This is a genomic window from Burkholderia sp. HI4860, from assembly GCF_002223045.2.
In the GTDB taxonomy this organism is placed as follows: Bacteria; Pseudomonadota; Gammaproteobacteria; order Burkholderiales; family Burkholderiaceae; genus Burkholderia.
In genome coordinates this window covers 1,578,385-1,597,425 of the sequence record NZ_NKFO02000003.1, presented here as the reverse complement: position 1 = coordinate 1,597,425, position 19,041 = coordinate 1,578,385, and the positions used below count along the sequence as shown (strand labels likewise).

The 19,041-nt window shown below is 63.9% G+C and carries 20 protein-coding genes; 16 read left to right on the top strand and 4 right to left on the bottom strand.

Going from position 1 to position 19,041, the window contains the following annotated elements:
- Positions 1-7: 7 nt before the first annotated feature.
- The 9 genes from infA to dsbD all read left to right on the top strand — a co-directional run bounded on the left by infA (position 8) and on the right by dsbD (position 5,989).
- Complete coding sequence (infA, locus tag CFB34_RS22675; protein ID WP_004521905.1) at positions 8-226, top strand: translation initiation factor IF-1; 219 nt, start codon at positions 8-10, stop codon at positions 224-226.
- Positions 227-246: 20 nt separating this feature from the next.
- On the top strand, positions 247-363 hold the full coding sequence (gene rpmJ, locus CFB34_RS22670; protein ID WP_004199844.1) for a 50S ribosomal protein L36: 117 nt from the start codon (positions 247-249) through the stop codon (positions 361-363).
- A 38-nt stretch (positions 364-401) separates the two neighbouring features.
- Complete coding sequence (gene rpsM, locus CFB34_RS22665) at positions 402-767, top strand: 30S ribosomal protein S13 (protein ID WP_006477178.1); 366 nt, start codon at positions 402-404, stop codon at positions 765-767.
- 28 nt (positions 768-795) lie between these two features.
- Positions 796-1,197, top strand: coding sequence for a 30S ribosomal protein S11 (rpsK, locus tag CFB34_RS22660; protein WP_004197937.1), 402 nt, complete (start codon positions 796-798; stop codon positions 1,195-1,197).
- A gap of 154 nt (positions 1,198-1,351) precedes the next feature.
- On the top strand, positions 1,352-1,975 hold the full coding sequence (gene rpsD / locus CFB34_RS22655) for a 30S ribosomal protein S4 (protein WP_006477177.1): 624 nt from the start codon (positions 1,352-1,354) through the stop codon (positions 1,973-1,975).
- Positions 1,976-2,099: 124 nt separating this feature from the next.
- A complete protein-coding gene (gene rpoA / locus CFB34_RS22650; protein ID WP_006477176.1) occupies positions 2,100-3,077 on the top strand; it encodes a DNA-directed RNA polymerase subunit alpha in 978 nt (325 codons plus the stop codon).
- Positions 3,078-3,215: 138 nt separating this feature from the next.
- Positions 3,216-3,611, top strand: coding sequence for a 50S ribosomal protein L17 (gene rplQ / locus CFB34_RS22645; RefSeq protein WP_006477175.1), 396 nt, complete (start codon positions 3,216-3,218; stop codon positions 3,609-3,611).
- A gap of 202 nt (positions 3,612-3,813) precedes the next feature.
- Positions 3,814-4,140 (top strand): divalent-cation tolerance protein CutA, encoded by a 327-nt coding sequence (cutA, locus tag CFB34_RS22640; protein WP_089439039.1) that lies wholly within the window; start codon positions 3,814-3,816, stop codon positions 4,138-4,140.
- Complete coding sequence (dsbD, locus tag CFB34_RS22635; RefSeq protein ID WP_089439040.1) at positions 4,133-5,989, top strand: protein-disulfide reductase DsbD; 1,857 nt, start codon at positions 4,133-4,135, stop codon at positions 5,987-5,989. The genes cutA and dsbD overlap by 8 nt, the downstream gene beginning before the upstream one ends.
- A 154-nt stretch (positions 5,990-6,143) precedes the next feature.
- Here dsbD and hemB read toward each other — a convergent pair whose 3' ends face one another.
- Both hemB and yihA read right to left on the bottom strand, forming a co-directional pair.
- The gene (gene hemB / locus CFB34_RS22630) at positions 6,144-7,142 is read right to left on the bottom strand and encodes a porphobilinogen synthase (protein WP_089439041.1); all 999 of its coding nucleotides are present in this window, start codon (positions 7,140-7,142) and stop codon (positions 6,144-6,146) included.
- Positions 7,143-7,394: 252 nt separating this feature from the next.
- Positions 7,395-8,054 carry a ribosome biogenesis GTP-binding protein YihA/YsxC gene (gene yihA / locus CFB34_RS22625; RefSeq protein WP_089424303.1) on the bottom strand — a complete coding sequence of 220 codons (660 nt, stop codon included), beginning with the start codon at positions 8,052-8,054 and terminating at the stop codon, positions 7,395-7,397.
- A 214-nt stretch (positions 8,055-8,268) separates the two neighbouring features.
- Between yihA and CFB34_RS22620 the strand changes: the two genes are divergently transcribed.
- The 5 genes from CFB34_RS22620 (at position 8,269) to msrQ (ending at position 14,402) form a co-directional block, all read left to right on the top strand.
- The gene (locus tag CFB34_RS22620; RefSeq protein ID WP_089439042.1) at positions 8,269-8,922 is read left to right on the top strand and encodes a c-type cytochrome; all 654 of its coding nucleotides are present in this window, start codon (positions 8,269-8,271) and stop codon (positions 8,920-8,922) included.
- 204 nt (positions 8,923-9,126) lie between these two features.
- Positions 9,127-11,343: a cytochrome c biogenesis protein ResB gene (locus CFB34_RS22615; protein ID WP_089439043.1), complete on the top strand. Its 2,217-nt coding sequence runs from the start codon at positions 9,127-9,129 to the stop codon at positions 11,341-11,343.
- A 4-nt stretch (positions 11,344-11,347) separates the two neighbouring features.
- Positions 11,348-12,538: a c-type cytochrome biogenesis protein CcsB gene (gene ccsB / locus CFB34_RS22610; RefSeq protein WP_089460168.1), complete on the top strand. Its 1,191-nt coding sequence runs from the start codon at positions 11,348-11,350 to the stop codon at positions 12,536-12,538.
- Between the two features lie 158 nt (positions 12,539-12,696).
- Complete coding sequence (gene msrP, locus CFB34_RS22605; RefSeq protein WP_089439045.1) at positions 12,697-13,692, top strand: protein-methionine-sulfoxide reductase catalytic subunit MsrP; 996 nt, start codon at positions 12,697-12,699, stop codon at positions 13,690-13,692.
- A gap of 20 nt (positions 13,693-13,712) precedes the next feature.
- A complete protein-coding gene (msrQ, locus tag CFB34_RS22600; RefSeq protein WP_089439046.1) occupies positions 13,713-14,402 on the top strand; it encodes a protein-methionine-sulfoxide reductase heme-binding subunit MsrQ in 690 nt (229 codons plus the stop codon).
- A gap of 78 nt (positions 14,403-14,480) precedes the next feature.
- Here msrQ and CFB34_RS22595 read toward each other — a convergent pair whose 3' ends face one another.
- Positions 14,481-14,756, bottom strand: a complete 276-nt coding sequence (locus tag CFB34_RS22595) for a lipoprotein (protein ID WP_089439047.1) — start codon at positions 14,754-14,756, stop codon at positions 14,481-14,483.
- 36 nt (positions 14,757-14,792) lie between these two features.
- Between CFB34_RS22595 and cyaY the strand changes: the two genes are divergently transcribed.
- Positions 14,793-15,122 (top strand): iron donor protein CyaY, encoded by a 330-nt coding sequence (cyaY, locus tag CFB34_RS22590; protein WP_069246934.1) that lies wholly within the window; start codon positions 14,793-14,795, stop codon positions 15,120-15,122.
- 156 nt (positions 15,123-15,278) lie between these two features.
- Positions 15,279-16,601: an IS4 family transposase gene (locus CFB34_RS22585; protein WP_089439146.1), complete on the top strand. Its 1,323-nt coding sequence runs from the start codon at positions 15,279-15,281 to the stop codon at positions 16,599-16,601.
- Positions 16,602-16,647: 46 nt separating this feature from the next.
- Here CFB34_RS22585 and CFB34_RS22580 read toward each other — a convergent pair whose 3' ends face one another.
- Positions 16,648-19,038, bottom strand: a complete 2,391-nt coding sequence (locus CFB34_RS22580; protein WP_179243602.1) for a penicillin-binding protein 1A — start codon at positions 19,036-19,038, stop codon at positions 16,648-16,650.
- Positions 19,039-19,041: the final 3 nt, after the last annotated feature.

Here is a 19,041-nt window from a genome sequence, read left to right as displayed (position 1 = left end):
AAGGACTATGGCCAAAGACGATGTAATCCAGATGCAGGGTGAGGTGATTGAAAACCTCCCGAATGCGACCTTCCGCGTGAAGCTGGAAAACGGCCATGTCGTGTTGGGGCATATTTCCGGAAAGATGCGGATGCACTACATCCGCATCCTGCCGGGCGACAAGGTGACGGTTGAATTGACGCCTTACGATCTGTCTCGTGCGCGGATCGTGTTCCGGGCGAAGTGATTTGAAAAAAGGGTATTATCATGAAAGTGATGGCATCGGTTAAGCGCATTTGCCGCAATTGCAAGATCATCAAGCGCAAAGGCGTCGTTCGCGTGATCTGCAGCTCGGATCCGCGCCACAAGCAGCGCCAAGGCTGACCGCGCGTTTGTTTGCGCTTTTTGTTTGAGGAAAAACAATGGCTCGTATCGCAGGGGTTAACATCCCGAATCACCAGCACACCGAGATCGGCCTGACGGCAATCTTTGGTGTCGGCCGCACCCGTTCGCGCAGCATCTGCGTGGCAGCTGGCGTCGATTTTTCGAAGAAGGTCAAGGACTTGACCGACGCAGACTTGGAAAAGCTGCGTGAAGAAGTGGGCAAGTTTGTCGTCGAAGGCGATCTGCGCCGTGAAGTGACGATGAACATCAAGCGCCTGATGGACCTCGGTTGCTACCGTGGTGTTCGTCATCGCAAGGGCCTGCCGATGCGCGGTCAGCGTACGCGTACGAACGCACGTACTCGCAAGGGTCCGCGTCGTGCAGCGCAAGCGCTGAAGAAGTAAGCGGAACTGACAGTTACAGGAAAACGTAATGGCTAAGGCTTCGAACACCGCGGCGCAACGCGTTCGCAAGAAGGTTAAGAAGAACGTCGCTGAAGGCGTGGTTCACGTTCACGCGTCGTTCAACAACACGATCATCACGATCACCGATCGCCAAGGCAACGCACTGGCATGGGCGACGTCGGGCGGTCAGGGCTTCAAGGGCTCGCGCAAATCGACGCCGTTCGCTGCCCAGGTCGCAGCCGAGTCGGCTGGCCGCGTCGCGATGGAATATGGCGTGAAGAATCTGGAAGTGCGGATCAAGGGCCCGGGCCCGGGTCGTGAGTCGGCAGTGCGCGCACTGCACGGCCTCGGCATCAAGATCACCGCGATTTCGGACGTCACCCCGATTCCGCACAACGGCTGCCGTCCGCCGAAGCGTCGTCGTATCTAAAGGTGTGCTGGCACGTTCGTGCTAGCACATTGCCTGTCGCCGCTCAGCGTCGACGGGCGTTGCTTTTTTGATTGACTAAGCCCACCGTTCGCCCCAAAGGGCGCGAACTAGCGCGGATTCAGATCTGCGTGACTGATTGATAGAGGAATGCAAAGTGGCACGTTATATCGGCCCGAAGGCCAAGCTGTCCCGCCGTGAAGGCACCGACCTGTTCCTGAAGAGCGCACGCCGCTCGCTCGCCGACAAGTGCAAGCTCGACAGCAAGCCGGGTCAGCACGGCCGTACCTCGGGCGCACGTACGTCCGACTACGGTACGCAGCTGCGCGAAAAGCAGAAGGTCAAGCGTATCTACGGCGTGCTGGAGCGTCAGTTCCGCCGCTACTTCGCTGAAGCCGACCGCCGCAAGGGCAACACGGGTGAAAACCTGCTGCAACTGCTCGAGTCGCGTCTCGACAACGTCGTGTATCGCATGGGCTTCGGTTCGACCCGCGCTGAAGCGCGTCAGCTGGTGAGCCACAAGTCGATCACCGTGAACGGCGTCGTCGCGAACGTCCCGTCGCAGCAAGTGAAGGCAGGCGACGTCGTCGCGATCCGCGAAAAGGCGAAGAAGCAGGCGCGTATCGTCGAAGCGCTATCGCTGGCCGAGCAAGGCGGCATGCCGAGCTGGGTTGCAGTCGATGCGAAGAAGTTCGAAGGCACGTTCAAGCAAATGCCGGAACGCGCTGAAATCGCAGGCGACATCAACGAAAGCCTGATCGTCGAATTGTATTCGCGTTAATCCGATTGACGGCCGAGGTACCCCGATTGCGTTGCGCAAGGAGGGGCCTCGGCTGTTTATTTTCTGGTTGTTACCGGTCAGCCTTATCGGTGTAACGAGCCGAGGGTATTGAAAAGGAAAGCCCATGCAAACCAGTTTGCTGAAACCCAAGATCATCGCCGTGGAATCGCTGGGCGAGAACCACGCGAGGGTGGTCATGGAACCGTTCGAACGCGGTTACGGCCACACCTTGGGCAATGCGCTTCGCCGCGTGCTGCTGTCGTCGATGGTTGGCTACGCGCCGACCGAAGTGACGATCGCGGGCGTGGTGCACGAGTACTCGACGCTGGATGGCGTGCAGGAAGACGTCGTCAACCTGCTGCTGAACCTGAAGGGCGTGGTGTTCAAGCTGCATAACCGTGACGAAGTGACGGTTACGCTGCGCAAGGAAGGTGAAGGCGTTGTCACGGCCGGCGATATCGAGCTGGCTCACGACTGCGAAGTCATCAACCCGAATCACGTGATTGCACACCTGTCGAAGGGCGGCAAGCTCGACGTTCAGATCAAGATCGAAAAGGGTCGCGGCTACGTGCCCGGCAACGTTCGTCGCTACGGCGAAGACACGGCCAAGATCATCGGCCGCATCGTCCTCGACGCATCGTTCTCGCCGGTTCGCCGCGTGAGCTACGCTGTCGAAAGCGCACGTGTCGAACAGCGTACCGACCTCGACAAGCTCGTGATGAACATCGAGACGAGCGGTGTGATCACGCCGGAAGAAGCGATCCGTCAATCGGCCCGCATCCTGGTCGACCAGCTGTCCGTGTTCGCGGCGCTGGAAGGCACGGAAACGGCAGCCGAAGCGCCGTCGCGTGCACCGCAGATCGACCCGATCCTGCTGCGTCCGGTGGACGATCTCGAGCTGACGGTTCGTTCGGCGAACTGCCTGAAGGCCGAGAACATCTACTACATCGGCGACCTGATCCAGCGCACGGAAAACGAGCTGCTGAAGACGCCGAACCTCGGTCGCAAGTCGCTCAACGAGATCAAGGAAGTGCTCGCTTCGCGCGGTCTCACGCTGGGCATGAAGCTCGAAAACTGGCCGCCGGCTGGTCTCGACAAGTAAGCTCGGCTGTTGCTGTAGTTGGCAAAGATGCGGATTTTCCTTTAAAATCCGCATCTTGCTTTTTTTCGTTACCGGCCCGTGCACCCGTCGAGGTGCGATAGAAGAGCTGGATCAAAACTTTGAATCAAGGAAACTGAAATGCGCCATCGTCATGGTCTGCGGAAACTGAACCGCACGAGCAGCCACCGTCTGGCTATGCTCCGTAACATGTCCAACTCGCTGATCGAGCACGAAGTCATCAAGACGACGCTGCCGAAGGCGAAGGAACTCCGTAAAGTCGTCGAGCCGCTGATCACGCTCGGCAAGAAGCCGTCGCTGGCAAACCGTCGCCTGGCGTTCAACCGCCTGCGCGATCGTGACTCGGTGGCGAAGCTGTTCGACGTGCTCGGTCCGCGTTTCGCGAACCGTCCGGGCGGCTACCTGCGCGTGCTGAAGTTCGGCTTCCGCGTGGGCGACAACGCACCGATGGCACTGGTCGAGCTGCTCGATCGTCCGGAAGTCGACGAAACGGAAAACGTGCAAGAAGCTGAGTAAGCTTCCAGTACGCAGCAGTAACTGAAAGGGGCCGAGCAATTGCTTGGCCCTTTTTGTTTTTCCGGCGCCGGCTGCGATCGATTGTCGCAGGGCGGTGCCGGCAGCGTTGCGCGGGCTGCGCTACGATACGGGGCAGCCGGCGCGCGCCCCAGGTGGGCAATCCGCGTCGGCAGGAGCCGATAGACCAGCCAGGAGGGCGCGGATGATAGTGGTGCTGATGCTGACGACGGTGCCCGATGCCGAGACCGCCAAGGCGCTTTCAGACGGTGCGCTCGATGCGCGGCTTGCCGCGTGTGTGTCGGAGCTCGGTGCGATCAAGTCGCGCTACCACTGGCAGGGCAAGGTCGAAACGGCCGACGAGATCCAGTTGCTGTTCAAGACGAGCCCCGTGCGGGCGCTCGAACTGGAGCGATTTATTCTCGCGCATCATCCTTACGAGACGCCCGAAATCGTCTCGTGGCAGACGACGGCATCGGCCGCGTACGGCCAGTGGGTGACCAGCGAAACTCAACGTCTATTTCATGTTTAACGGTATGGCGCTTCCCGTGCGCGTGCGCGCGCTGCGATTCCTCGCAGTCCTGTTGTCGTTCATGCTCGTGCTGGGCGGCCTGTCGGTCGCGCGCGCGGCCGACGATTTCCTCGATCCGTCGGTTGCGTTCAAGTTCAGTGCGAGCGAATCGCCGGGACAGGTGGATGTCCGCTTCAAGGTCGCCAACGGCTATTACCTGTACCGCGAGCGGTTCGCGTTCGCGGTGAAGAGCGGGCAGGCGACGCTCGGCGATCCGCAATTTCCGGCCGGCCACGTGAAGTTCGACCAGACGTTCCAGAAGGACGTCGAGACCTACCGTGACGAAGTCGTCGTGCACGTGCCCGTCAAGCAGGCATCGGGCCCGTTCGAGCTCGCGGTGACGTCGCAGGGGTGCGCGGACGAGGGCATCTGCTATCCGCCGGCCGAGCACGTCGTGAAGGTCGACGGCGCCGCGCTGGGCGCCGCGTCGTCGTCACCGTCGCCCGGCGTTGCGGTTGCCGAGGGCAACTGGTTCGACAAGGTCACGAGCGCCGATTTTGCGCAGTCGCTGCTCGAAGGGCATGGCTTCTTCACGATCGTCGCACTGTATTTCGTCGCGGGCGTCGTGTTGAGCCTCCTGCCGTGTTCGTATCCGATGATTCCGATCGTGTCGGCGATCATCATCGGCCAGGGCACGCGCGCGACGCATGCGCGCGGCTTCGCGCTGTCGCTGACCTATGTGGTCGGCATGGCGCTGGTCTACACGGTGCTCGGCATTGCCGCGGCGCTGGTGGGCCAGAGCCTCGGCGCGTGGTTGCAGAACCCGTGGGTGCTCGGCGCGTTCGGCGTGCTGTTGACTGCGTTTGCCGTCTCGTTGATCTCGGGCAAGGACATCGCGCTGCCCGCGCGCTGGCAGAACGGCGCGGCCGAGGCATCGAGCGCGCGCCAGGGCGGCCATTTCATCGCGGTCGCGGCGATGGGCGCGCTGTCCGCGCTGGTCGTCGGCGCATGCATGACGGCGCCGCTGTTTGCGGTGCTCGCGTTCATCGCGCACACGGGCAATGCGCTGCTCGGCGGCGCTGCATTGTTCGCGATGGGGCTGGGGCTGGGCGTGCCGCTGCTGGTCGTCGGCGTCGGGGCCGGGACGGTACTGCCGCGCGCCGGCGCATGGATGGACGGCGTGAAGGTGTTCTTCGGCATCGTGCTGCTCGCAGCCGCGCTCTGGATCGTATGGCCCGTGCTGGCGGGTGGCCTGAAGATGGTGCTCGCTGCGTTGTGGCTGCTGATCGCGGCCGCGGCGCTCGGGTTGTTCTCGCCGAATGCCGGCGCCACGTCGATCTGGCGTCGCCTTGGCCGTGGCGTGGGCGCTGCGCTCGCGATCTGGGCGGCCACGCTGCTCGTCGGGCTGGCTGCGGGATCGACCGATCCGGTCAAGCCGCTGGCGGTGCTGGCGGCACGCACGGTTGCGTCGGGCGGTACGGCGGCAGCAGGCGCGGCCGCTGCTCAGGAAGGGCCCGCGTTCGCATCGGTGCGCTCGAGCGGCGAACTCGACACGCTGCTGAAGACGGCGAGCCAGCCCGTGATGCTCGACTTCTACGCCGACTGGTGCGTGAGCTGCAAGGAGATGGAGCATCTGACGTTTACCGACCCGCGCGTGCAGGCGCGGCTCGCGCAACTTCACCTCGTGCGCGCGGACGTCACCGCGAACAACCCGGATGACCAGGCGCTGCTGAAGCGCTTCAACCTGTTCGGCCCGCCAGGCATCATCTTCTTCGATCGAAGCGGCAACGAGATCGGGCGCGTGGTCGGCTATCAGGCGGCCGAAACGTTCCTGCGCAGCCTCGACCGGGCTGCGGTCCCGACGGTATGACCATGCGCGTCGCGGGCGCGCGGGTGGCGAACCGGCGCGCTTGCGTGGCATGAATTGACGATCGACAAGGCATACGGCCGCGATCGACAGCAAACAAAAAACGGCGGGACACCGAAGTGTCCCGCCGTTTTTCTTTCCACCTGCCGGCAGGCGCTTAGCGCTGTGCTTTCAGCAGACGCGCGGCGTCGAGTGCGAAGTACGTGAGCACGCCGTCGGCGCCCGCACGCTTGAACGCGAGCAGCGATTCCAGCACGACCTTGTCGTGATCGAGCCAGCCATTCATCGCGGCGGCCTTCAGCATCGCGTATTCACCGCTCACCTGGTACACGTAGGTCGGGAAGCGGAACTCGTCCTTCACGCGGCGCACGATGTCGAGGTACGGCATGCCGGGCTTGACCATCACCATGTCGGCGCCTTCGTCGATGTCCAGGCGCACTTCGCGCAGCGCTTCGTCGCTGTTCGCCGGATCCATCTGGTAGGTCATCTTGTTGCCCTTGCCCAGATTGGACGCCGAGCCGACCGCGTCGCGGAACGGGCCGTAGAACGCCGACGCGAACTTGGCCGAATAGGCCATGATCCGCGTGTGGATATGGCCGTCGCTTTCGAGCATTTCGCGGATCGCGCCGATGCGGCCGTCCATCATGTCCGACGGGGCGACGATGTCGACGCCGGCTTCCGCCTGCGCGCGCGCCTGGTCGATCAGGATCTCGATCGTGTCGTCGTTGATCACGTAGCCGTTTTCGTCGAGCACGCCGTCCTGGCCGTGGCTCGTGTACGGATCGAGTGCGACGTCGGTCAGCACGCCGAGTTCGGGGAAGCGCTTCTTCAGCTCGCGCACCGCGCGCGGGATCAGGCCTTCCGGATTGGCTGCCTCGCGGCCGTCAGGCGTTTTCACCGACGGCTCGATCGCCGGGAACAGCGACAGCACGGGCACGCCGAGTTCGACGCACTGCTCGGCGACCTGCATCAGCAGATCGACGGACACGCGTTCGACGCCGGGCATCGACGGCACCGGCTGCCGTTCATGGGTGCCTTCGACGACGAACACCGGATAGATCAGGTCGTCGGTGGTCAGGCGGTTTTCGCGCATCAGGCGCCGGGAGAAGTCGTCGCGGCGCATCCGGCGCGGACGATGAAGCGGATGGAAGCTCATGGCGATTGGGTAGAAATCAGGGCAGTAAGACCTTACGGAACCCTTAGGTCATTTTCGGGAGCGTTGGTATATGATAGCGATCGAGCGGCACGCGTCGCGTGCAGCTCCCCGCTTCTCCTCCCTGAGCGGGTGCCTGTCGTTTTTCGATTAGGCTGTTTGACCCGCCGTTCAACGGCGGGTTTTTTTATGAGCCGGCCGAAACCGCAGGCGCCGTCAGGTGCGCGCCGCCGATCCCGGCCGCGCGTTGCCCGATCATTGTGCTACAGGCTCGCTTTTTTCGTCGGCGACGGACGGCCGCACCCAGCTTTCGATCAATTCGTGCGCCTCGTCGAGCCCGACGCGCTTCATCGCCGAGAACAGCTGGACCGTCAGCTTGCCCTGGACGCCCTGGTCACGATACGCATCGAGCCCCTTTTGCGTGGTCCGCAGCGCGTTGATGCTTTCCTGCCGCGTCAATTTGTCGCACTTCGTCAGCAGCGTGTGGATCGGCTTGCCGGTCGGCACGAACCACTCGATCATGCGGCGGTCGAGATCGGTCAGCGGACGGCGCGAATCCATCATCAGGATCAGGCCGCAGAGCTGCGAGCGGGTCGCGAGGTAGGACGACAGCAGCATTTCCCAATGCGCCTTGGCGGCGCCGGGCACTTCCGCGTAGCCGTAGCCGGGCAGGTCGACGAGATTCGCGACGGGCTCGGCGGCCGGACCGACGGAGAAGTAGTTGATATGCTGCGTGCGGCCGGGCGTCTTCGACGCGAAGGCGAGCCGCTTCTGGTTGCACAGCACGTTGATCGCCGTCGACTTGCCGGCATTCGAGCGGCCCGCGAACGCGATTTCCGGCTGGACCGTCGGCGGCAGGTCGCGCAGATGGTTGACGGTCGTGTAGAAGCGGGCTTGATGGAGCAGAAAGGCCATGGGAACCGGAAGGACGGGCGGCGCGAGCCGCTTGGTGGAGGCGGGGTAGCCCCGATAGGCGCCGGAGCTTTCAACACGATATTGTACAATACGACGGTTTTGCCGAAGGCTACCGGGCGCCTGCCTCGCGCTTTTATGTAGCTTCTGCGGTAGACTGAACGCCGTCGTTTTTTGCAGAACCTCAAATTCCCACAAGACGAAACAGGGTGTGCGAATGAATCGACTGTGCAAGTCTCTGATGGTGCTTCAGGTTGCAGCAGGGTTCGTAGGTTTCGTAGCGGAGGCAAACGCGGCGGATGCGGCAAAGCCGGATCTCGACCGTGGCAAGGCGATTGCCGGGCAGGTCTGCGCGTCGTGTCACGGCGCCGACGGCAATAGCGCGTCGGGCAGTTTCCCGAAGCTCGCCGGCCAGCATCCCGAATATCTGGTCAAGCAGTTGAACGACTTCAAGACGCAGCCGGGCGCGAAGGGGCCGATGCGCACCAACGCGGTGATGGTCGGATTCGCGAGCGCGCTGAGCGCGGACGACATGCGCAACGTCGCCGCGTACTACGGGGCGCAGACGACGAAGCTCGGCACCGCGCGCGATGCGGCAACCGTGCCGATCGGCCAGAAGATCTATCGCGGCGGCATCGCGGAGAAGGGCGTACCTGCCTGCGCGAGCTGCCACGGGCCGACAGGGCAAGGGATCCCGGTCCAGTATCCGCGTCTGTCGGGGCAATGGGCCGATTACACGGTCGCGCAGTTGACCGCGTTCCAGCAGGGTGCCGGCGCGCGCAACAACAACGAGGCGATGCATCAGATCGCCACGCGGCTGTCGGACAACGAGATCAAGGCCGTCGCGGATTACATCGCGGGCCTGCGTTGAGCGGTCAGCCGCCAGCGGAATGACCGGGCGCCCGAAGGGCGGCCGGAGTCAGAACAAGAAAAGGGTGGGGCGCCGCGTCGTTGCGGTTGCCTCGCCCTTCTTTTTTGTCAGCGCGCGCCGGCCGTCACGAGCGTGCTGGCCGCCCCTTCCGGGGCAATGATCAAAGTGAGCGTTGGGGGCTGTTTCCCCTGAGTCGGAGTTTGAATGAGCGTTACCACGTCGGGGTTGCAGTCGAAGTCGGGTCAGGGTGCGTCCAAGCGCGCGGTCGAGCTGCTGAGCTCAATGCGCTTCGCGATTGCGCTGCTGGTGGTGCTGTCGATTGCGAGCATCATCGGCACGGTCCTGACCCAGGACGATCCGTATCCGAACTATGTGAACCAGTTCGGGCCGTTCTGGGCGGACATCTTCCGCTCGCTCGGCCTGTACAACGTGTACAGCGCGTGGTGGTTCATGCTGATCCTGATCTTCCTCGTCGTGTCGATCTCGCTGTGCGTGATCCGCAACGCGCCGAAGATGCTCGCCGATGCGAAGAGCTGGAAGGACAAGGTTCGCGAAGGCAGCCTGCGGGCCTTCCACCACAAGGCCGAGTACACGACGTCCGGCACGCGCGCGACGGTCACTGCGACGCTCGCGACGTTCGTCACCAAGGCCGGCTACAAGCACATCGTGCGTGAGAACGACGGCGCGACGCTGATCTCCGCGAAGCGCGGTGCGATGACCAAGTGGGGCTACATCTCCGCGCACCTCGCGATCGTCGTGATCTGTATCGGCGGCCTGCTCGACAGCAACCTGCCGATCAAATTCCAGATGTGGATGTTCGGCAAGAGCCCGGTCAACACGAGCGCGACGATCAGCGAGATCTCGCCCGACCATCGCCTGTCCGCGTCGAACCCGACGTTCCGCGGCTACGCGTGGGTGCCCGAGGGGCAGTTCGTGTCGACCGCGATCCTGAACCAGCCGAGCGGCTCGCTGATCCAGGACCTGCCGTTCTCGATCCAGCTCAACAAATTCATCGTCGACTACTACACGACGGGCATGCCGAAGCTGTTCGCGAGCGACATCGTCGTGATCGATCGCGAGACCGGCCAGAAGATCCCGGCGCGCGTCGAGGTCAACAAGCCGTTCACGTACAAGGGTGTGTCGATCTACCAGTCGAGCTTCCAGGACGGCGGCTCGCAGATGCAGATGACGGCCTACCCGATGACCGGCGGCAACGCGAAAACCTTCCCCGTGAAGGGGACGATCGGCAGTTCGGCGCCGCTGCAGATGCCGGGCAACGACGGCGACACGATCGAGTTCTCCGATTTCCGTGCGATCAACGTCGAGAACATGGCCGACGCGAACGGCAAGCCGGACGTGCGCGGCGTCGCGACGACGAGCTCGCTGAAGGAAGCGTTCGACGAACGCCTCGGCTCCGGCGCGAAGACGTCGAAGCCGACGCAGCTCCACAACATCGGCCCGTCCGTGCAGTACAAGATCCGCGGCAAGGACGGCCAGGCGCGCGAATTCAACAACTACATGCTGCCCGTCGACATGAACGGCGAGCGCGTGTTCCTCGCCGGCGTGCGTGCGAGCCCGAACGACCCGTTCCGCTACATGCGGATCCCGGCCGACAGCCAGGATTCGATCGGCGAATGGATGCACCTGCGTGCCGCGCTCGAGGATCCGTCCGCGCGCGCCGAGGCCGCTGCGCGCTTCGCGCAGCGTTCGCTGCCGGGCATGGACGCATCGCTGCGCAGCCGCCTGCAGGACAGCGCGCTGAAGGTGCTGACCCTTTTTGCGGCGGGCGACGACAGCGTCGGGCGTGGCGCCGATGGCCAGCCGATCGGCGGCTTCCAGGCGGTGGCGACGTTCATCGACCGCTCGGTGCCGAAGGCCGAGCAGGAGAAAGCCGCAAGCCTGCTGCTGCGCATGCTCGAAGGGTCGATGTGGGAGGTCTGGCAGATCGCGCGGGAGCGTGCGGGCGAGCCGGCGGCGCAGCAGGGCACCGACACGATCCGCTTCGTGCAGAACGCGATCAATGCGCTATCCGACAGCTTTTTGTATGGATCGCCGGTCTATTTGCAGCTTGACTCATTCAAGCAGGTGCAAGCTTCGGTATTTCAGTTGACGCGCGCACCCGGCAAGAATCTGGTGTATCTTGGCAGCCTGCTGCTGGTCGCCGGCATCTTCTCGATGTTCTACGTGCGCGAGCGGCGCCTCTGGTTCTGGTTGAAGGACGCCGGTTCGGGCGTCGATGTGGTGATGGCAATGTCCACGGCCCGCAAGACCTTCGATTTCGAGAAAGAGTTCGTGCAGACGCGCGACGCGGCGGGTGCCGCGTTGCACGCCGCACCTCGCGACGCCGCGCCGGCCGGTGCGGCATCGACGGCCCGTCCGCCTGCCGGCGACGGTTCCGATTCCGAGAATTCCACCCGGTAACATCATGGATCTCACGCAAGTCTCCTCTTCCCATCGGGCGTCGGCCCAGGCTCCGGTGACGGCGCCGCTGTTCGACGACCGTCCGTTCCTCGCGCGCCTGTCGTTGCTCGACTGGCTGTTCGCACTGGCGCTCGTGGTGGGCGCGGGCTATGCGCTCGTGCACTACAACGCGCACATGGATTACTACGACAAGGCGGTGATGATCGGCACCGTGCCGGCGCTCATCGCGCTCGGCTGGCGCTGGAAGCCCGCGCGGCTGATGATGGCGTCGATCGCCGTGCTGGCGCTGCTGTCGATCCAGATCTACCAGGGCGATCTCGCGCGCGCCGATTCGGCGTTCTTCCTCAAGTACTTCCTGTCGAGCCAGTCGGCGATCCTGTGGATGAGCGCGCTGTTCGTGCTCGCGACGATTTTCTACTGGATCGGCTTGCTCGCGCGCTCGGAGTCGGGCTCTGCGATCGGCCAGAAGCTCACGTGGGTCGCCGTGCTGATGGGCTTCACCGGCCTGATGGTGCGCTGGTACGAGTCCTACCTGATCGGTTCGGACGTCGGGCACATTCCGGTATCGAACCTGTATGAAGTGTTCGTGCTGTTCAGCCTGATCACCGCGCTGCTCTATCTGTATTACGAAGGCCACTACGGCACGCGCGCGCTCGGCGCGTTCGTGCTGCTGGTGATCAGCGCGGCCGTAGGCTTCCTGATGTGGTACTCGGTCGCGCGCGACGCGCAGCAGATCCAGCCGCTCGTGCCGGCGCTGCAGAGCTGGTGGATGAAGATCCACGTGCCGGCGAACTTCATCGGCTACGGCAGCTTCGCGCTGTCGGCGATGGTGTCGGTCGCGTACCTGATGAAGGAGCGCGGCGTGCTCGCCGATCGCCTGCCGACGCTCGACGTGCTCGACGACGTGATGTACAAGTCGATCGCGGTCGGTTTCGCGTTCTTCACGATCGCGACGATCCTCGGCGCGCTGTGGGCCGCCGAAGCATGGGGCGGCTACTGGAGCTGGGACCCGAAGGAAACCTGGGCGCTGATCGTGTGGCTCAACTACGCGGCGTGGCTGCACATGCGCCTGATGAAGGGCCTGCGCGGCACGGTGGCCGCATGGTGGGCGCTGACGGGCCTGCTCGTGACGACCTTCGCGTTCCTCGGCGTCAACATGTTCCTGTCCGGGCTGCACAGCTACGGCAAGCTGTAAGATTTCCGCTGCTCGTTCGACTATGAGACCGCCGGTGCACTGCGTGCCCGGCGGTTTTCTTTTGTAACGGGCGGGTGGTCCGGGCGTCGAACGGCGCAGGGCGGGCCGGGTCGAACGCTCATGAAACTGCGCGCGGCGCAGGCAGGAGGAGCAGCACGATGTGGATCAAACGCCCTTTGCGGAACGTACTGACCGGCGGCGATATTGCGCCCGACGAAATCACGCCGCGTGCGGTGTTCGAGAACCGGCGGCGCGTATTGCAGGCGGCTGGCCTCGCGGCGGCGGGCGGGTTGCTCGGCGGCAGCGGCGCAGCATTGGCCGCCTATGCGTCGCCCGATGCGCGGGCCGCGAAGCTTGCGGCGAAGACGAATGCGAAGTTCGTCGCGGCCGACAAGGTGACGCCGTTCAAGGACATCACCAGCTACAACAACTTCTACGAATTCGGCACCGACAAGAGCGACCCCGCGCAGAACGCGGGCACGCTGCGGCCGCGCCCGTGGCGGGTGAGCGTCGAGGGCGAGGTGCTGCATCCGAAGGTGTTCGATCTCGACGAACTGCTGAAGCTCGCGCCGCTCGAGGAGCGCGTGTACCGGCTGCGCTGCGTCGAGGGCTGGTCGATGGTGATCCCGTGGATCGGCGTGCCGCTGTCCGAGCTGATCAAGCGCGTGCAGCCGACCGGCAACGCGAAATACGTGCAGTTCGTCACGCTGGCCGATCCGTCGCAGATGCCCGGCCTCTCGGCGCCCGTGCTCGACTGGCCGTACTCGGAAGGACTGCGGATGGACGAGGCGATGAATCCGCTGACGCTGCTGACGATGGGCGTCTACGGGCAGGTGCTGCCGAACCAGAACGGCGCGCCGGTGCGGATCGTCGTGCCGTGGAAGTACGGCTTCAAGAGCGCGAAGTCGCTCGTGAAGATCCGCTTCGTCGACAAGCAGCCGAAGACGAGCTGGAACACGTACGCGTCGAACGAGTACGGCTTTTATTCGAACGTGAACCCGAACGTCGATCATCCGCGCTGGAGCCAGGCGACCGAGCGGCGCATCGGCGAGGACGGCTTTTTCACGCCGAAGCGCAAGACGCTGATGTTCAACGGCTACGGCGACCTGGTCGCGTCGATGTATCAGGGCATGGACCTGAAGAAGAATTTCTGAGGGCGACGGTGAGAAACGACATGCCCCCTTCGACGCTGACGGCCGCGCCCACGGCCGGCACCGGCCAAGGTGCCGCACGTGCCGCCCGGGCGGGTGCGGTCCGTCCCGCCGCGCCGCGCTGGCTCGCACCGGCCAAGGTGCTGGTTTTCGCGGCCGGCCTTTATCCGCTCGCGCGTCTCGTGCTGTTCGGGCTGACCGACCGGCTCGGCGCGAATCCGATCGAGTTCATCACGCGCTCGACGGGGCTCTGGACGCTCGTGATCCTGTGCATCACGCTCGCCGTCACGCCGCTTCGGCGCATGACGGGGTTCGCCGCGTTGCTGCGCTTTCGGCGGATGATCGGGCTGTTCGCGTTTTTCTACGCGACGCTGCACTTCACGACCTACCTGTGGTTCGACAAGTGGTTCGACGTCGTCGCGATCCTGAAGGACGTCGGCAAGCGCCCGTTCATCACGGTCGGTTTTGCCGCGTTCGTGCTGCTGATTCCGCTCGCGGCAACGTCGCCGCGCGCGATGGTGCGCCGCCTGGGCCGCCACTGGGCGACGCTGCACCGCGCGATCTATGCGATCGCACTATTCGCCGTGCTGCACTTCTGGTGGATGCGAGCCGGCAAGCACAATCTGGCGCAGCCGAAGCTGTATGCGGGAATCGTCGCCGTGCTGCTCGGCTGGCGGCTCATCGCATGGGGATGGCGGCGCGTGCGCGCGTGACGGCGCAGCCTGAAAAAACAAAAGGCGATGCACGGGAAGTCATCGCCTTGTTTCGTGAGCCGTGCAGGTGGCGCGTCGTTACTTCGCGGCCGGGCTCGACGCCGGTGCAGGCATCGACGATGCGCTGCTCGACAGTTCGGGTGACAGCGTGAGCGGCGTGCCGGACGAATCGGGCACACTGTCGGACGACGCGTTTTCATCGGTCGGCTTCACGTCCGACGGCGGTGTGTCCTGCTGCTGGAGTGGCTTGGGCATCGGAGGCACGGTGGGCATATAGAGCGCGCCGCTTTGACCGCAGCCGGCAAGAATCGCCAAAGCCGCTACAATCGCGCTCATCCGGAAAACGACTCGCATGATCGTCCCTGAACAATTGAACCGATAGAGTTTAGCATGTCCGATACCGAATACCTGACCCGTGCCGAGGCCGTGCTGGCGGCCGTCGAGCGTACTGTCGACGACGCCAACGACGGCGATCACGACATCGATCTGGAGCGCAACGGCAGCGTCCTGACGCTGACGTTCGAGAACGGCTCGAAGATCATCGTCAACCTGCAGCCGCCGATGAAGGAAGTGTGGATCGCCGCTCGGGCGGGCGGTTTCCACTACCGTTTCATCGACGGCGAATGGCGCGATACGCGCACGGGCACCGAGTTTTTCTCGGCGCTCACCGAATACGCGACGCAGCAGGCCGGCCTGCCGATCACGTTCAGCGCGCCGTAACCGCTCGGGCCGAAGCCGGGGCTGCGCGTCGACGCGTCGTGCCAAAGAAAAAGCGCCCCCCGCGGGGTAATGCCGTTCAGTTAAGACCTGAACGGCATTTTTGTTTTCGGGGTTTGGAGTTGTAAACGGGGCGGCAAGCTGTTAACTTTGGTCGCGATGCTAAGCGACCACCTGACCTTCCTGTTGGATGCAGCGCCCGCCGACCTAAGTCGGCTGGGCGAGCATCTGCCGCAGGAGTGGATCGAGCAAGCCATTGATGCCACGGGCACGGCCAGCATTCGTCGCCGACGCTTACCGGCCGAACAAGTCGTGTGGTTGGTCATCGCGCTGGCGATCTACCGCCACTGGTCCATCAGTGAGGTGGTCGATAGCCTGGATCTGGTGTTGCCCAACGAAGCGACGTTCGTCAGCAAGAGCGCCATCGCTCAGGCTCGGCAGCGATTGGGTGATGCGCCCATGGCGTGGTTGTTCGAGCGAACCGCGCAAGCCTGGTGCCAGCAAGACGCGGCACGCCACGCCTTCAAGGGGTTGAGCTTGTGGGCCATGGATGGCACCACGTTACGCACGCCAGACAGTCCGGCCAATCGCGAACACTTCGGCGCTCAGGGCTATGCCAGCGGCAAGGTGGCGAGCTATCCGCAGGTGCGAGCCGTGACCCTGAGCTCGCTTCCGACTCACCTCGTTGCAAACATTGCGTTTGGTCGCTACGACACGAATGAGATGCTGTATGCCAAGCAATTGCTGGAACAGATTCCGGATCATTCGCTGACGGTCTTCGACAAGGGCTTTCTATCCGCCGAGATCCTGTGCGGCCTGAGCGCAGGCGAACGTAATCGCCACTTCCTGATTCCCGCCAAATCCAATACGCGCTGGGAAGTCGTGTCTGGCAAATCCGAGGATGCCTTGGTGCGAATGCGTGTTTCACCGCAGGCGCGGCAGAAGTGCCCGGAGTTGCCTGAATGGTGGATGGCTCGCGCGATTCGCGTGCTTGATGCGGCGGGCCGTGAGCGGGTGCTGCTGACTTCGCTGACCGATCGACGTCGATTCAAGGTGGCGGATTTGAATGCCTGCTACGAACGTCGCTGGCAGGTTGAAACCAGCTATCGCGAGCTCAAGCAATCCATGCTTGGCAGCGCACTGACGCTACGCAGCCGGACTGTCGAAGGCCTTTATCAGGAAATCTGGGGCGCTTTGATCGCCTACAACCTGATCCGTCGCGAAATGGCCTGCGCTGCCTTCGAGGCCAAGTGCGAGCCAACCGAACTCAGTTTCGTGCGCTCCTTCCACCTTATCCAGCACGAGATGATGTGGGCCGCGCGTACGCCAGCATTGGCAAAGCTCCCCGCCGTTCTGAAACGACTACGTGAGCACCTCAAACTGCTCATCAACGTAAAACGGCCCGATCGTAAATGCGATCGGGCCGTCAAATCCCTTCCGGCTCGTTATGCCGTTCGATATCTTCGGAAAGACCTTAACTGAACGGCATTACCCCCCGCGGGGCGCTTTTTTCATGTCCGGCCGGTGGTCAGTGCGCGAACAGGTTCATGATGTCTTGCTTTTCCTGCTCGTCGACGTGCGGCACGGTGGCGTCGACGTTCTGCGCGGCCGGTGCCTGCGGTACGCCGACCGTCGACACGAAGCCGTGGCCCGGCGCGAACTCGGTGAAGTACAACTCGCCGCCGAGCGATTCGACGCCGTCCGGCATCGTCGGCTTGAACTCGGGCACGCCCTTCAGCGCGGCGCCCATGTAGTCGATCCAGACCGGCAGCGACAGGCCGCCCCCCGTTTCGCGATCGCCGAGGCTGCGCGGATTGTCGTAGCCGATCCACGCGATCGCGGCGAGCGTGTGCTGGTAACCGGCGAACCACGCGTCGTGCGAGTCGTTCGTCGTGCCGGTCTTGCCCGCGAGGTCGGTGCGCTTCAGCACGTTGGTCCGTGCGCCCGTGCCGCGCTGCGCGACGCTCTGCAGCAGGCTGTTCATCACGTACGCGTTGCGCGGGTCGATCGCGCGCGGTGCATTCTGCTCGGCGACGAGCGGCTGCGCGCGCACGACGATCGCGCCGTTCGGATCGGTGACTTCGGCGATCAGGTACGGATTGACGCGGTAGCCGCCGTTCGCGAAGACCGAGTACGCGCCCGCCATCTGCAGCGGCGTGACCTGGCCCGCGCCGAGTGCCATCGGCAGGTAGGCCGGATGGCGTTCGGCGTCGAAGCCGAAGCGGGTGATGTACTGCTGCGCGTACTTCGTGCCGATGTGGTTCAGGATCCGGATCGACACGAGGTTGCGCGAGCGCTGCAGCGCGGTGCGCATCGACATCGGGCCTTCGAAGCCGCCGCCGTAGTTCTTCGGCTCCCAGGGCTGGCCACCCGTTTCGGCGGCGCTGAAATACAGCGGGCCGTCGTTGATCACGGTGGCCGGCCCGAGGCCCTTGTCGAGCGACGCCGAATAGATGAACGGCTTGAACGACGAACCCGGCTGCCGCCACGCCTGCGTGACGTGGTTGAACTTGTTCTTGTTGTAGTCGAAGCCGCCGACGAGCGAGCGGATCGCGCCGTCCTGCGGGACGATCGACAGGAATGCCCCCTCGACCTGCGGCAACTGCGTGATCGACCATTTGCCGGCGTCGTTCTTCACGACGCGGACGATCGCGCCCGGGCGGATGCGGCGATTCGGCTGCGCATTGGCCGACAGCGCGCCCGATGCGAAGCGCAGGTTGTCGCCCTCGATCGTCGCATTGCTGCCGTCGATGAACGCGACCGTGATCTGGCGCGGGCTGGCGGCCGTGACGACCGCGGCGATCAGTTCGCCGTTGTCGGGGTGTTCGAGCAGCGCATCGTCGATCGCCTGTTCGCGGTCGTCTGCCCCGGCCGGCAGCTCGATGAAGCCTTCCGGCCCCCGATAGCCGTGCCGGCGTTCGTAATCCATGATGCCCTTGCGCAGCGCGGTGTACGCGACCTGCTGATCCGCGGAGTCGATCGTCGTGACGACGTTGAAGCCGCGCGTGTAGGTTTCCTCACGGTACTGCGCGTACATCATTTGTCGGACCATTTCCGCGACGTACTCGGCGTGCACGCTGAAATCGCGGCCCGGACCCTTGACGACGAGCGGCTGCGCGGAAGCTTCGTCGTACTGTTCGCGCGAAATGAAGTTCAGCTCGAGCATCCGTTGCAGGATGTATTCCTGGCGCACCTTCGCCCGCTTCGGGTTCACGACCGGGTTGTACGCGGACGGCGCCTTCGGCAGCCCGGCAAGCATTGCGGCTTCGGCGAGCGAGATGTCCTTCAGGTCCTTGCCGAAGTAGACCCGCGCGGCGCTGGCGAAGCCATACGCGCGCTGGCCGAGATAGATCTGATTCATGTAGACCTCGAGAATCTGATCCTTCGTCAGCGCACGCTCAATCCGGTACGCGAGCAGCATCTCGTAGATCTTGCGCGTGTAGGTCTTCTCGCTCGACAGGAAGAAGTTGCGCGCGACCTGCATCGTGATCGTGCTCGCACCTTGCGACGCATGGCCGTTCGTCAGCGCGACGATGCCGGCGCGGACGATGCCGGTGAGGTCGACGCCGCCGTGATCGTAAAAGCGTGCGTCCTCGATCGCGAGGATCGCCTTCTTCAGCGAGTCGGGCACGTCCTTGAAATGGACGACGTCGCGGCGCTCTTCGCCGAATTCGCCGATCAGCACGTGATCGGACGTATAGATGCGCAGCGGCACCTTCGGTCGATAGTCGGTCAGCGCGTCGAGCGACGGCATGTTCGGCCATGCAACGACGAGCGCATAGCCGAGCACGAGGCCGCCGGCCACGACGAGCGCGACGCACATCGTGGCGAATCCGAGCAGGACTTTTTGCCACCAGGGCCGCTTCTTCGGCTCCGGGGCGGGAGGCGGGGACGTAGGAGTCGTGGATTGCATAGGCATACC